12 protein-coding genes are annotated in these 13,109 nt (G+C 41.3%); 1 reads left to right on the top strand and 11 read right to left on the bottom strand.

Translation table 11 applies throughout. From position 1 onward, the window contains the following. Position 1 precedes the first annotated feature (1 nt). Positions 2-1,006, bottom strand: coding sequence for a response regulator (locus CWC17_RS05180; RefSeq protein ID WP_055018510.1), 1,005 nt, complete (start codon positions 1,004-1,006; stop codon positions 2-4). A gap of 216 nt (positions 1,007-1,222) precedes the next feature. On the opposite strand from CWC17_RS05180, the gene tpx reads away from it, so the two are divergent. Next, on the top strand, positions 1,223-1,810 hold the full coding sequence (gene tpx, locus CWC17_RS05175; protein ID WP_138612281.1) for a thiol peroxidase: 588 nt from the start codon (positions 1,223-1,225) through the stop codon (positions 1,808-1,810). 107 nt (positions 1,811-1,917) lie between these two features. Here the strand turns inward: tpx and adk are convergent, their stop codons facing one another. The 10 genes from adk to CWC17_RS05130 all read right to left on the bottom strand — a co-directional run bounded on the left by adk (position 1,918) and on the right by CWC17_RS05130 (position 13,002). Continuing rightward, positions 1,918-2,562, bottom strand: a complete 645-nt coding sequence (gene adk, locus CWC17_RS05170) for an adenylate kinase (RefSeq protein WP_055015238.1) — start codon at positions 2,560-2,562, stop codon at positions 1,918-1,920. Positions 2,563-2,744: 182 nt separating this feature from the next. After that, a complete protein-coding gene (gene htpG, locus CWC17_RS05165) occupies positions 2,745-4,658 on the bottom strand; it encodes a molecular chaperone HtpG (protein WP_024033368.1) in 1,914 nt (637 codons plus the stop codon). A gap of 145 nt (positions 4,659-4,803) precedes the next feature. Continuing rightward, complete coding sequence (locus CWC17_RS05160) at positions 4,804-6,708, bottom strand: MFS transporter (RefSeq protein WP_138612280.1); 1,905 nt, start codon at positions 6,706-6,708, stop codon at positions 4,804-4,806. 295 nt (positions 6,709-7,003) lie between these two features. After that, positions 7,004-7,612, bottom strand: coding sequence for a recombination mediator RecR (gene recR / locus CWC17_RS05155; protein WP_055015241.1), 609 nt, complete (start codon positions 7,610-7,612; stop codon positions 7,004-7,006). 5 nt (positions 7,613-7,617) lie between these two features. Beyond that, on the bottom strand, positions 7,618-7,944 hold the full coding sequence (locus CWC17_RS05150; protein ID WP_055015242.1) for a YbaB/EbfC family nucleoid-associated protein: 327 nt from the start codon (positions 7,942-7,944) through the stop codon (positions 7,618-7,620). Between the two features lie 59 nt (positions 7,945-8,003). Beyond that, positions 8,004-10,466, bottom strand: coding sequence for a DNA polymerase III subunit gamma/tau (gene dnaX / locus CWC17_RS05145; protein ID WP_138612279.1), 2,463 nt, complete (start codon positions 10,464-10,466; stop codon positions 8,004-8,006). A gap of 3 nt (positions 10,467-10,469) precedes the next feature. Next, the gene (gene apt / locus CWC17_RS05140) at positions 10,470-11,015 is read right to left on the bottom strand and encodes an adenine phosphoribosyltransferase (RefSeq protein WP_138612278.1); all 546 of its coding nucleotides are present in this window, start codon (positions 11,013-11,015) and stop codon (positions 10,470-10,472) included. A 172-nt stretch (positions 11,016-11,187) separates the two neighbouring features. After that, positions 11,188-11,310: a hypothetical protein gene (locus tag CWC17_RS19735; protein WP_283956913.1), complete on the bottom strand. Its 123-nt coding sequence runs from the start codon at positions 11,308-11,310 to the stop codon at positions 11,188-11,190. A gap of 71 nt (positions 11,311-11,381) precedes the next feature. Continuing rightward, positions 11,382-12,134: an HvfC family RiPP maturation protein gene (locus CWC17_RS05135; RefSeq protein WP_138612277.1), complete on the bottom strand. Its 753-nt coding sequence runs from the start codon at positions 12,132-12,134 to the stop codon at positions 11,382-11,384. A gap of 10 nt (positions 12,135-12,144) precedes the next feature. Then, positions 12,145-13,002, bottom strand: a complete 858-nt coding sequence (locus CWC17_RS05130; protein WP_502704906.1) for an HvfB family MNIO-type RiPP peptide maturase — start codon at positions 13,000-13,002, stop codon at positions 12,145-12,147. Between the last annotated feature and the right edge of the window lie 107 nt (positions 13,003-13,109).

Genomic DNA, 13,109 nt, shown 5'->3' with positions numbered 1-13,109 from the left:
CTTAGTCTTCTAATAGGTAAGCAACTTTGTATTTCAAAGTCTTCAGTGAATCTTCGGTAAATAACAGCATAAGGTCACAGTTAATATCGTGGTTTTCGATGCCGTAGCTTATCTCTATTGCTAAAGTTCTTTGCCAACGAGATTTATTCGATTTAACCAACTCTGATACATCGCGATGCTGGCCAAGTACAATGGGGTGGCCTTGACTAAAGGACATGTCAAGCTGTTTAGAGAGCCCCGTTAAAATTGAGCCTATTAGAATATTACTAATATCCATAAGCAGCTCAAGTTCAACCTTGTCGTTAAGCTCACCATCGTAATTCATTAATGACGCAATTTCTTTAAAGCTTGAGTCATTTAGTAAAAGCAACGCCTCGCCAGATACGCCACCGCCAATAAAGCCTTGGCAAACGCCTGAGGTAGCTGCGTTGTTGTCAATAGACTGCAACGCCATGTCTAGCTCATTAACTTCAAGCACATTCACATTCGGAATCGGCAGCTCTACAAACACATTTAAAAGCCGTGCAAGCAAATCCCCCGCTTGACCCATAGCAACATTTGTAAGCTCTTGGTATATATCGCGCACATCTGGGTCTACTTGCTCACCCAAAGAGTGGGCGAGTCTTTCGCGCATGGCTTTATCTTTAATACCGTGGTGCTCAATAATATCTGCAAGCTTTTCAGCAGAGCAAGGCTTTTGGATAAAATCAATAGCCCCTAACTCTAAAACACGTTGGTGCGCATTTGGCTGAATATCGCCAGATACCACCACGGTTAGGATATTAAGACCTTGCTCTTTCATGGCCATAAGGACTTCATACCCGTCCATTTCAGGCATGTTTAAATCAAGAAAAAGTATTTCGGGCTCGATTATTTTTAGTTTTTTGATGCAATCAACACCATCTTGAGCAAACTCTACTTTAATATCCCAGTCATCTGGTAAAGAGCGAGCTAGCTGGCGCCTCGCTAATTTTGAGTCGTCACAAATTAATACGGATGTTGACATACTATCTCTCTATTATTTAACCCAATGTTGTCAATAGGCCTTATGACTTTATTAAAGATACACTTTGTAACTACATGTTAATAAAAGTTCTTCGAGTTTACAATTTATATATCACAGAACTTATTATTACTTTTACAGTGATATTTAATCGCTTGGTTAGTGATATTCAGTATAATACACTCAAACCTATTGCGTTAATTTAAAAGGAAATAACCTATGGTACGCTCTCTTATTTTTGCACTAAGCACGCTTGCTTTAAGCTCAGTTGGGCACGCATCACAGTACCCCGAAAACACGCTTGATGCAGGTAAGGTCTCTGCTCAGGGTAAACCTGTCACCTTGTTAGGTAAAGGTGTGAGTGTAGGTGATAATGCGCCAAATTTTAAAGTAGTTGATGGTGGTTTTACTCCTGTAAATCTTGATGATTATAAAGGGCAAGCAGTATTGATTAGCGTGGTACCAAGTTTAGATACAGGTATTTGTAGCTTACAAACAAAGCATTTCAACGAAAAAGTGGCATCGCAATTCCCTGCTGTTGCGATGCTGACAATTAGCGCCGATTTACCTTTTGCTCAAAAACGCTTTTGTAAGGCGCAGAATATTGACAAAGTCACTGCCCTTTCTGACTCTGTATGGCGAGACTTTGGCCAAAAATATGGCTTAATTATAAAAGATATGGGGCTGCTTACCCGCGCCGTATTTATTTTAGATAAGAGCCACACAGTGATATACAAACAACTCGTGTCTAATTTATCAACCGAGCCAAACTACGACCCAGTAATAGAAAAGTTAAAAGCGTTGTAGATACTAAGTTTTACCAAATGGTTTAATTTTAAATTGTTAAAAGCTAATAAATACAAAAAAACCGCCTGAGGGCGGTTTTTTAATACCTAAGCTGTGTTTAGATTATATTAACCTAAAAGCTCTGCTAATTGCTGGCTTACTGTTTCAACAGCTTGCGTACCATCAAGTTTATGGTACTGCGTGTTGCCCGCTTTTGCTTCAGCTTGGTAATAATCAACCAATGGCATAGTTTGCTCATGGTAAATACCTAAACGTTTGCGAACTGTTTCTTCCGTGTCATCTGCACGGATAATTAGTTCTTCGCCTGTTTCATCATCTTTACCTTCCACTTTTGGTGGGTTGTAAACAACGTGATAAACACGGCCAGAACCAGGATGCACACGGCGGCCACCCATACGCTCAACAATTACTTCATCAGCAACGTCAAACTCAATAACGTGATCAACCACAACGCCATTTTCTTTCATTGCATCTGCTTGTGGAATGGTACGTGGGAAGCCATCAAGTAAAAAGCCTTGTTCACAATCTGGTTTAGCAATACGCTCTTTAACTAAACCAATGATGATATCGTCAGAAATTAACTGACCTGCATCCATTACTTTTTTAGCTTCTAAACCAAGTGGTGTACCTTCTTTAATGGCTGCACGAAGCATGTCACCGGTAGAAATTTGTGGAATACCGTATTTGTCCATTAAAAACTGAGCTTGCGTACCTTTACCAGCACCTGGCGCGCCCAAAAGAATAATGCGCATATCATTGTCCCCTAGTATGGATAGTTATTTTAAAGCCTGAATTCTTCCACAAGCGCTGCAGATACTCAAGCAACTTATACTAATTGCCTACTTTAGATCGCATAAAAAAAGGAAGCATACGCTTCCTTTATAATTATGGTTATCTTTTAAGCTATTTTAGCATTTAAAAGAGCCTGTTAGCCTTACTTATTCAAATCAAGCATTAATTTGTTTAAACGTGTTACAAAACCGGTAGGGTCTTTTAATGTGCCACGTTCAGCAAGTAAAGCTTGGTCTAGTAATACATGAGACCACTGTGCAAACTTATCTTCGTCTTGCTCATCGTTTAAGTGCTTAACTAACTGGTGCTCAGGGTTAAGCTCAAACACTGGCTTGGCCTCTGGTACAGGTTGGCCTACTGACTCCATAAGCTTTTGCATTTGCGAGCTCATGTCGTTCTCATCACTCACAACACAGGCAGGAGAATCTGTTAAACGATGCGTAAAGCGTACTTCCTTAACTTCTTCGCCTAGCGCTGTTTTAATGCGCTCAATTAAGCCTTCTACTTCTTTTTCAGACTCTTCTTGCGCTTTCTTCGTTTCTTCGTCGTCAAGCTTACCTAAATCAAGGTCGCCACGGGTGATTGACTGGAACGATTTTTCGTTAAACTCAGTTAAGTGGCTCATCATCCACTCATCAACACGGTCACTTAGTAATAATACTTCGATGCCTTTTTTGCGGAAGATTTCTAAGTGCGGAGAGTTTTTAGCCGCAGTAAACGAATCAGCAACTACGTAGTAAATTTTATCTTGCTCATCGTTCATGCGCTCAATGTATTGCTCAAGCGATACATCTTGTGTTTCTGAGTCCGTATGCGTAGATGAGAAGCGTAGTAATTTAGCAATGGCTTCTTTATTTGCTGTATCTTCTGCTGGGCCTTCTTTGATTACTTGGCCAAACTCGTTCCAAAATGTTTGATAGTCTTCGGCTTTGTTTTTAGCCATGCGCTCTAGCATTTTTAAAATACGAGACGTACACCCTTTGCGTATAGCTTGCGTTACTTTGTTATCTTGTAAAATTTCGCGCGATACATTTAGCGGTAAATCGTTTGAATCAAGTAAGCCTTTTACAAAGCGCAGGTAACTTGGCATAAACTGCTCAGCGTCATCCATAATGAAAACACGTTGAACATACAATTTTAAGCCACTTTGGCGCTCACGGTTCCATAAATCGAACGGCGCTTTTTTAGGGATGTACAATAAGCTTGTGTACTCAGTTTTACCTTCTACTTTGTTGTGCGCCCAGTTTAGCGGCTCTTCCCAATCATGGCTTACATGCTTGTAAAACTCTTTGTATTCTTCATCAGAAACCTCTGACTTATCACGTGTCCATAAAGCGGTTGCACGGTTAATGCTTTCCCACTCACCTGGAACGGCTGGGATTTTTTCGCCATCTTCGCCTTCAGACTCAGGCACTTCTGCTTTATACATTTGTACAGGTGTAGAGATGTGATCTGAGTATTTAGTAACGATGCTACGCAGTCGGTATTCATCCGCGTATTCTTTTTCTTCTTCACGCAGGTGTAAAATAATATCCGTACCACGACCTTCTTTTTCAATTTCTTGTAACGTGTACTCACCTTCACCTTGTGACTGCCACTCGTACGCTTGTGTTTCACCTGCTTTACGCGTGCGTACTGTCACTTCATCAGCCACAATAAAGGCTGAATAAAAACCAACACCAAATTGACCAATTAATTGAGAGTCTTTGCTTTGGTCACCGGTTAAGTTTTTGAAAAACTCAGCAGTACCCGACTTAGCGATAGTGCCTAAAGAGCTAATCACTTCTTCACGCGTCATACCAATACCATTATCAGAAATGGTAATTGTGTTCGCTTCTTTATCTGCGCTAATACGTACACGTAAATCGGCATCACCTTGGTAAAGGTCACCATTAGAAAGCGCTAAAAAGCGTAGCTTATCGGCAGCGTCTGATGCATTTGATACAAGCTCACGTAAAAATATTTCTTTATTCGAATATAACGAATGAATCATTAAGTTTAATAGTTGTTTTACTTCTGTTTGAAAGCCTAATGTTTCTTTTTGTGCTGCAGTCATTTATGTATCTCCAATTAGCAAAGTGTCTGCGTTATGCACTTAATATGGGGTGAGGTGGAGTAACTTCAAGGGAAAAATTTAAAAAAGCAGCATTTGCACTTATATAAATGAAAAGCCACATATAAATGTGGCTGCTGGGGTTAAATTACGGTGTGTTTTTAGCGTACTGGGCTTTTAAAGCACTAACTCGTTCGTGTAAATAATTAGCGCTTACCTGCTCTGCGTCAATCGGCTCTCCTACACTCACCGAGACTAACGACCATTTAAGACGCGGTAGTTGCCATTTTGCTTTACGGCTAAACATGCTGCCCCATAAACCACCTAAGTGAACGGGCACAACAGGCACTGGTGTGCGCGCTATAATGCGCTCAATGCCACGTCTAAACATGTCCATTTCTCCATTGCTTGTTAGTTTGCCTTCAGGAAAAATACCAACTAACTCACCGCGTTCAAGCGCTGCGGCAACCTCATCAAATGCTTTGGTAAACGCCTTTGAGTTGGCTTTTTCGCTATCAATTGGAATAGCTTTTGCCATTTTAAATAACCAATGCAATGCTTTTGAATGATAAATGGGCGCAAACACCATAAAGCGTATAGGCCTAGGCGAAGTGGCTAAAATAAACATCCAATCTACAAAGCTAACATGGTTAGCCACAATAACGGCTGCGCCTTCGCTTGGAATATTTTCATGCCCTTTTGTACGCACACGATACATACATATGGCTAAAATATAGATAACAAAGCGCAAGAAGAACTCCGGCACCTTAGTGTAAATATAAATAGAAATAAGTAAATTTAGCCCCGCCAAAAGTAATAGTAACGACGAAATATGCCACTGTAAAACAGAGAGCGTTACAATACTTAATATGGCACTGCCAACCATAAAGAGCGCATTAAGCACATTATTAGCAGCAATCACTCGCGAACGACTTGCCTCCTCGGTACGCTGCTGAATAAGGGCATACAGCGGCACAGTATAAAAGCCAGATGCAATACCAATACCTGCCATCCAAACAAAATGCCATATCATATCGCCCGTATTGAGCACTTGCTTTAGTGTTAATAAATTTTCAGAGGGCGCGATATATTCACTAATAGCCGGCTCTTGGCTTAAAAAATACAAAAATAACGTTATTAAAATAGCGCCAAAAGGTACAATTCCCAGCTCAATACGTGAGCGTGAGAGCTTTTCACACAACAAAGACCCCACAGCAATGCTTAGCGAAAACACCACCAGCGCACTGGTTACAACGAGCTCATCGCCACCCATTACATGCTTAACGTAATTAGGTAATGCCGTTAAAATAACCGCACCTATTAGCCAAAACCAGCTTATACCCAACACCGATTTACCAACCGATTCTGTTTGAGCATTAAGCGCTTTAAATACATCTTTAGTGGAAGTAAAAATATTATAGGTAAAGCGCAAGTTTGCATCGTTCGCTTCACTAATAGGAATAAACCGGCTACTTAAAAAGCCAAGTACAGCTAATACTAATACCGCGACGCTGATTACCGTTGGGCCTGTTGTTTGGGTAATAAAATAGGTGCCAAAAATAGTGCCCAATAAAATGGCTACAAACGTGGCAGACTCAACTAAGCCATTGGCTTTTGTTAGTTCGTTGGGTGCAACGTGCTGCGGTAAAATAGAATACTTGAGTGGGCCAAAAAAGGTACTTTGCAGCCCCATAAAAAACACGGTTGTAAGCATTAGCCACACATATTGCGTAAAAATAGAAGCCGCGCCAATAACCATAATTGGTATTTCGCAAAATTTAACAAGCCGTATGAGCTTTGATTTTTCTGTTTTTTCAGCCAGTTGCCCGGCCATCCCAGAAAACAAAAAGAACGGTAATATAAATAAGCCCGCTGCAAGGTTTGAATATAGCGCACCATCGCCTAGGGTTGCAGCTTGAAACACCAATAATATAAGCACAGATTGCTTATACACATTATCATTCATAGCCGACAAAAACTGCGTTACAAATAGCGGTAAAAAACGCTTACTGCTGAGCAAACCGTCTTTATTGCCGTGTTTATTATTTTGCATAGTACTCCTTACTAATCAGATAAATTACTGATGTTTGCTTATATCAACTCGCCCACTTGAGTGGCCTTTTAGGGCGCAAGTGCCGTGCAACAATCACGCTATTTAGTTGTTGTTAGTCAATAATTTATAACATAACAACGCCAAGTTTAACTCATTTATTAATAAATATGATTACTGCTAAGCTCACACACGTTATACGGTATTAAAAGAGCAAACACAAAAAAGCCTACATATTTTACTATGTAGGCTTTTAAAACAATTTCAGATAGTGATGCTAGTCCTGCACAGCCGCTCGCTAGTCCTGCACAACCGCTCGTCGGCCGCTAAATGCGTGCATTAACGTTGTGCCATCCACTAAGTCGAGTTCGCCACCCACAGGGATACCATGCGCTATACGCGAAGCGCCAACTTTATATTTATGGCAAAGTTGGGCAATATAATGTGCAGTGGTTTCGCCCTCAACGGTGGGATTGGTAGCTAAAATCACTTCGTTAATTGCACCATGCGAGAGCTTTTGTTCAAGTATATCTAAGCCAATTTCTTTAGGGCCAATCCCGTCAATCGGCGATAAATGCCCCATCAATACAAAGTACAAACCAAGATATTGGCCTGTTTGCTCTATAGCCAACACATCGGTAGGCGACTCAACAACGCAGAGCACGCCACTGTCTTGGCGTTTTGTGCTTAAGCAAATATCACACTGAGCTTGCTCAGTAAAGGTGCGACACGACTGACAATGCCCAACCGCAGACATGGCTTTGGTTAATGCGTTACCAAGTTGGGTCCCGCCTTTACGGTCGCGTTCCAGTAAATGAAATGCAATGCGCTGAGCAGACTTAGGGCCAATACCCGGTTGGCAACGAAGCGCTTCTATAAGCTGTGTTAAACTATCTGAAAGTTGCATATTTATTAGAACGGCATTTTCATACCTGGTGGTAATTGCATACCGCCAGTAACTTTACTCATACGCTCTTGCGTTTCGTCAGCAACGCGACGAACAGCATCATTACATGCTGCTGCAAGTAAATCTTCAATCATATCTTTGTCATCTTCCATCAGGCTATCATCAAGCTCAACACGACGCACGTTATGATTACCAAGCATGGTTACTTTTACAAGGCCTGCGCCGGCTTCGCCAACAACTTCCATTGTTGCGATTTCGTCTTGGGCTTTTTGCATGCGCTCTTGCATTTGCTGCGCTTGCTTCATCATGTTACCCATTCCACCTTTAAACATAATTTTCTCTCTTTCTTTTAAACTCTAGTTGTCATGAAGATAAGGGCGATTGTATTTAATTACAATGCCTGAATACTGTTTTCGTCAATTTCGGCGCTAAATAGCTGCTGAAATTGTACTATGTTTTCATCTGATGTGATCACATCAATAGCTTGCTGATGCCGCCCTGCATCAATTTTTTGCTGTATTAAATAAGGCGAGTCAATCACCCCTTTTGCAAAGTTAATACTTAGCGATACGTTATGTCCGTAAATGCTTGATAACGCTGCATCGAGCTTTTGCCTAAGCATGGGCGTATCTAAGTGTTTTTGAGATTCATCCACGTCAATATGTAAACTGTCGCCTTGCTTGGTAAAAATCGAGTGTAATGCAAATTGACGCATTCGCCCACCTAGCCCCATACGCTTAATTAAATAAGCCCACTCATCTTGCTGATGCGCAAATTTAATCTCGCTAATTGGACTTTGAAAATCATCTGGAACCGGTATAGCAGGCTCTTGCTCTATTACCTCTGGCTTTTTTTGTGGGTTAATTTGCTCAAGCAGCTCAGGGGCTAAGTTTTCAGTAATTGTTTGATGCTTTTCTTTAAAATCAACCTTACGCGCTGGCTGGCTTTGCGTTACTGGCTCAGCTGGCGTTTGGCTCCCTGTTACTGGGAGCGCTGGCTTTTTTTCGCTGTCACCTTGCGCGTGGTCATGCCATGGCGGTGAATCATTTTGTGACTCACTCGCTTGCGAGCGTGTATTGTGTGGTGTTTCTTCAATGAATGGCGCTGCTTGATCAGGCGCTTTTGGTGTTTGCGCATGCTCAGTGGTATTTACACTTCCCCCTGAAAGCCTGCCTGCCCCCGATATATTTCTATCACGTAAAATTCGCGCAATAGCTGATTGTGCTTGAGCTTCTTGTTCACGCACACTGCTATCTTTAGTATCGGCGTTTTCAGCGGCGGATTGTGTATGTAGCGCTACAGGTGCCGGGTTATAACCTTGATCTACAGCACTGCTCATAACATCATCAAATTGTGCAGCTAAGCTTTGCTCCATATTACTGTGTTGCAAATATGCATCGTCTTCACTTTGACGCTCAGCGGCCTCGTCATTCTTAGCAATGTGTTCATTTTGCTGCACAGGGCTCGGCATATCGTTTTGGGGACTTTGAGCCGCAGGTGTTACGCTGTTGCTGTGTTGCTCACTTGGCGAGCGTGTTAGCTGCTCTGTGGGCGGGTGCGCTACTGGTTCATCAGTTGTATGACTTTGTGCTGTGCTTTGGCTGTGCTCAACCATTGGTTGCGCAGCTGGGGTTTCGTTTTGCGATGGCGTTTTATTTTTATTTAATATATCACGCAGCGCATCGGCACGACCTTTACTATTGGTAGGCGCAGGCGTCGCTGCACTTTTTGTGTCGCTTGCCTCAGGAGGCGATTGAGCAGGTGTTGTACCTGCGGACTCAAATGCTAATAAACGTAGCATTATCATTTCAAAGCCTAAACGAGGCTCTGGTGCCCATTGTAAGTCTTTTTTACCATTTAATAGTAACTGATAATACACCTGTACTTGCTGAGCCTGAGTGTGCTGTGCAACATGGCTAATATAATCGGCGTTTTTATCATCAAGTTGCGCTGCTTGCGGGACCAGTTGAGTTAACTGAATAAGGTGAGTTAATGCAATTAAATCATCAAGTAGTGCAATATAGTTAGGGTTACGGCTCGCTACTTGGGCTATTTCATCCATTAGTGCGCCACCGTCTTGTGCTAACAAAGCAGCCAGCAAACTTTGGCTGTAATGTGTGTCCATTAAACCAAGCATGGCTTGCACGGCTTGGTTGTTTATGTCGCCGTTGGTTTGCGCAATAGCTTGATCTGTCAAGCTTAAGGCGTCTCGCATACTGCCATCGGCGGCTTTTGCAATAATATTTAGTGAATCTTTATCAAAGTTTAGTTGCTCTTGAGTAAGTACATGCTCAAGCTGAGTTTTAATTTCACTTTGCGAAAGTGCATTTAAGTTAAACTGTAAACAGCGCGATAAAATGGTAACAGGTAACTTTTGCGGATCGGTGGTTGCTAGTAAAAATTTCACATGCTCTGGCGGCTCTTCTAACGTTTTTAATAACGCGTTAAAGCTATGCTTAGAGAGCATGTGCACTTCATCTATTAGGTAAACTTTATAACGTCCGCGTGTTGGTGCATATTGAACGTTATCAAGAATTTCACGAGTATCTTCTACTTTGGTGCGAGAAGCAGCATCAATTTCAAGTAAGTCAATGTATCGCCCTGCTTCTATATCAGTACAACTACTACATTGCCCACAAGGAGATGCCGATATACCCTCATCACAATTTAAGCTTTTAGCAAAAATGCGTGCAATGGTTGTTTTACCCACACCACGGGTTCCAGTGAATAAATAAGCGTGATGCAGTCTATTTTGTGTAAGCGCATTAACAAGCGCTTGCTTTACATGAGACTGGCCAACCAATTCATGAAAGGTTTGCGGACGCCATTTTCTAGCTAGAACCTGATAACTCATCAATTACTCGCCTTCAAACTCAACAAGTTTTAAGATTTTAATACCCATTTTTTCTATACGCTGCTCACCACCAAGCTCTGGTAATGAAACAACAAACGCAGCATCAGTGGCCTTGCCGCCTAATTTTGCAACTAGCTTTGCTGTGGCTTCAATTGTGCCACCGGTAGCTAATAAATCATCCACTAATAATACTTTGTCGCCTGGGACAATAGCATCAACATGAAGCTCTAATGTGTCTTCGCCGTATTCAAGTAGGTAATCTTGGCGAATCACTTCGCGTGGTAGCTTGCCTGGCTTACGAACAGGAATAAAAGGGATCCCTAACGCGTATGATAGCGGCGCACCAAAAATAAAGCCGCGAGATTCTGTTCCAATAATTTTTGTAAAGCCTTGGTTTTTATATTCGTTTATAAAAGCATCGATTGTTGCTTTAAAGGCTTCTGGATTTGCCATTAGTGTTGTTACATCACGAAACATAATGCCTGGTTTAGGATAGTCGGCAATGGTTGCGATACTGTTTTTAATAATAGCGGGTGTTACTTGAGTCATAAGTTTAATTGCTCAATAGTTTATATTTCAAAGCAGCTGATTATAACCTTAACTGACGTTAAAATGCGAGTTTGCTGTTATTAATACCGAGGTGGTTTGAAAATTATACGGGTGGAGGAAGAAAAGAAGCGTAAGGCTGATAAAAACAACAGCCTTAATAGAGCTAGGAGCTTTAAGTTAGGCTTGTGATCCAGCCTAAAATCGCATTTAAACAGCCAATACCCACAAAAACTGCTAAAAAAGCAATAAAGTAAGTAACGTTAAACGGATCTTTAAAGTCTTTATCATCTGACATTGGTATAACCTTTTTTAAGCACGACAAATAAGGCTGCCATGATAGACGAAGTAAAATAATCTATAAAGACCTTAATGTTGATTTTTTGTCACGATAATACCCCGCTCGGACATTGCATTAAGCGTACTTAACGCGCCTTGCGCAATTTGTTGTTCACTAAAATTAGGCGCATGAACTAAAACCTGCTGGCATACACTCTCAAACTCAATGCCCGCATTTGATTCTATTATTGAAAGTAGTAAAGCGGTCATTGCATTTGTGGCTAAAAACTGCACGTCATCGTTATCATTGCGGTATACAACAAAGTAATTAGGCTGCTCAGATGGCGTGCTGGGTATATACTCTGTGCTGATATGTTGAACCGCATACTGGTAGCTTAAATTACGCGCAACACTCGATAAGTAAAGTGCAGAACTGGTCAGTTCAGTACTTTTTAAGCGTTGCTCGCTGGTATCTTCATTAGCCACGGAAACATCAAGCTCTATCCACTCGTAATGTGCCAGCTCCAGCATAAATGCATAGTCGTATTCTTGCAGGGTATAACTGCTCGATAAGTAATTAATAAACTCTCCTGCTATGTCTAAAAAATAAGGTGACTTGCAGTCATGCTCACTAAAAAATGCTCTTACTAATTTTTGCCATTGCTGTTGTGTGTATAACGTTTTAAGCACCGGAAACCCAGATGAGATAAACCCTGCAATATTATTAAAAAATAAGTCGCGGTAAATCGCCATGCGTCTATCTTCAATACCTTTAGGCTTTGGGTTATGCTCAGGCTCTCGTATGTGCGCCATAAACTCATTTTGAGTGTCAATAAAGCTCATATTTCTTCCTTTATGCTAATTGCTGAGTAGGCGATGCGCATAACTGCTTATTTTGTAAGTCGTGAATAATATCAAGCTCTTTTGTAAGTGTATTTATACTTGGGATATTAAAATCACGCTCCAATAAGGTAGGAAACACCCCATGCGCTTGGTACGCTTTATCAAGCAAGTCCCATACGGGGTCAATAACATCAGCGCCGTGGGTATCAACAATTAAATCATCGGCTTCATTGTAGTGCCCAGCTACGTGGCCATAGACAATGCGTTTTGAAGGCAACCCTAATAAAAACGTCTCAGCATTGTAACCATGATTAATTGAATTAACATAAATATTGTTCACATCTAGCAGTAGTTTACAATCAGCTTGCTCTAAAATCGTATTGGTAAATTCAAGCTCAGATAACTGCTGGCCAGGCGCCGCGTAATAAGAGACATTTTCAATGGCTATTTGTCGCTCTAAAACATCTTGCACTTGTTTGATGCGAGGTACAACGTGCGCAATAGCTTCTTCAGTAAAAGGAATTGGCATTAAATCGTACATATGCCCTTTTCCAGAGCAGTAGCTTAGGTGCTCACTGAATAGTTTAATGTTGTGCTGATCAAAAAACGTTTTTAGCGATTTAACAAATTCAATATCAAGAGGTTCAGGCGACCCGATAGAAAGCGATAAACCATGGCAAACAAAATTATTGGCGTCAGTTAAGGTTTTAAATTGTTTTTTAAAGCGCCCTCCGAGCTTAAGCCAGTTTTCAGGCGCGACTTCCATAAAATCAATTTGCTTTGGCGTATGCGCTAGTAGTTCATCAAGCATCTCTCGACGAAGACCTAAGCCCACCATCCCAAATGCTGAGTTTTGTGTTGCTATCATCATTATCTCCTTAAACAAAAAGGGCCTTTTGGCCCTTTTAGCATAACGTATATCCGAGTAAATCAGGTACTTAAATCAGCCTGTTATTGGCCGCCACATTTGCCTTC

Source organism: Pseudoalteromonas sp. S3785, from assembly GCF_005887365.1.
Taxonomy (GTDB): domain Bacteria; phylum Pseudomonadota; class Gammaproteobacteria; order Enterobacterales; family Alteromonadaceae; genus Pseudoalteromonas.
Note: the sequence above shows the minus strand (reverse complement) of the source record. Positions and strands in the feature narration are given on the sequence as shown.

What these genes read in the sequence shown, in the direction of transcription:
- CWC17_RS05180 (WP_055018510.1), bottom strand. Translation starts at nt 1,006, where the DNA reads ATGTCAACATCCGTATTAATTTGTGACGACTCAAAATTAGCGAGGCGC.
- tpx (WP_138612281.1), top strand. Translation starts at nt 1,223, where the DNA reads ATGGTACGCTCTCTTATTTTTGCACTAAGCACGCTTGCTTTAAGCTCA.
- adk (WP_055015238.1), bottom strand. Translation starts at nt 2,562, where the DNA reads ATGCGCATTATTCTTTTGGGCGCGCCAGGTGCTGGTAAAGGTACGCAA.
- htpG (WP_024033368.1), bottom strand. Translation starts at nt 4,658, where the DNA reads ATGACTGCAGCACAAAAAGAAACATTAGGCTTTCAAACAGAAGTAAAA.
- CWC17_RS05160 (WP_138612280.1), bottom strand. Translation starts at nt 6,708, where the DNA reads ATGCAAAATAATAAACACGGCAATAAAGACGGTTTGCTCAGCAGTAAG.
- recR (WP_055015241.1), bottom strand. Translation starts at nt 7,612, where the DNA reads ATGCAACTTTCAGATAGTTTAACACAGCTTATAGAAGCGCTTCGTTGC.
- CWC17_RS05150 (WP_055015242.1), bottom strand. Translation starts at nt 7,944, where the DNA reads ATGTTTAAAGGTGGAATGGGTAACATGATGAAGCAAGCGCAGCAAATG.
- dnaX (WP_138612279.1), bottom strand. Translation starts at nt 10,466, where the DNA reads ATGAGTTATCAGGTTCTAGCTAGAAAATGGCGTCCGCAAACCTTTCAT.
- apt (WP_138612278.1), bottom strand. Translation starts at nt 11,015, where the DNA reads ATGACTCAAGTAACACCCGCTATTATTAAAAACAGTATCGCAACCATT.
- CWC17_RS19735 (WP_283956913.1), bottom strand. Translation starts at nt 11,310, where the DNA reads ATGTCAGATGATAAAGACTTTAAAGATCCGTTTAACGTTACTTACTTT.
- CWC17_RS05135 (WP_138612277.1), bottom strand. Translation starts at nt 12,134, where the DNA reads ATGAGCTTTATTGACACTCAAAATGAGTTTATGGCGCACATACGAGAG.
- CWC17_RS05130 (WP_502704906.1), bottom strand. Translation starts at nt 13,002, where the DNA reads ATGATAGCAACACAAAACTCAGCATTTGGGATGGTGGGCTTAGGTCTT.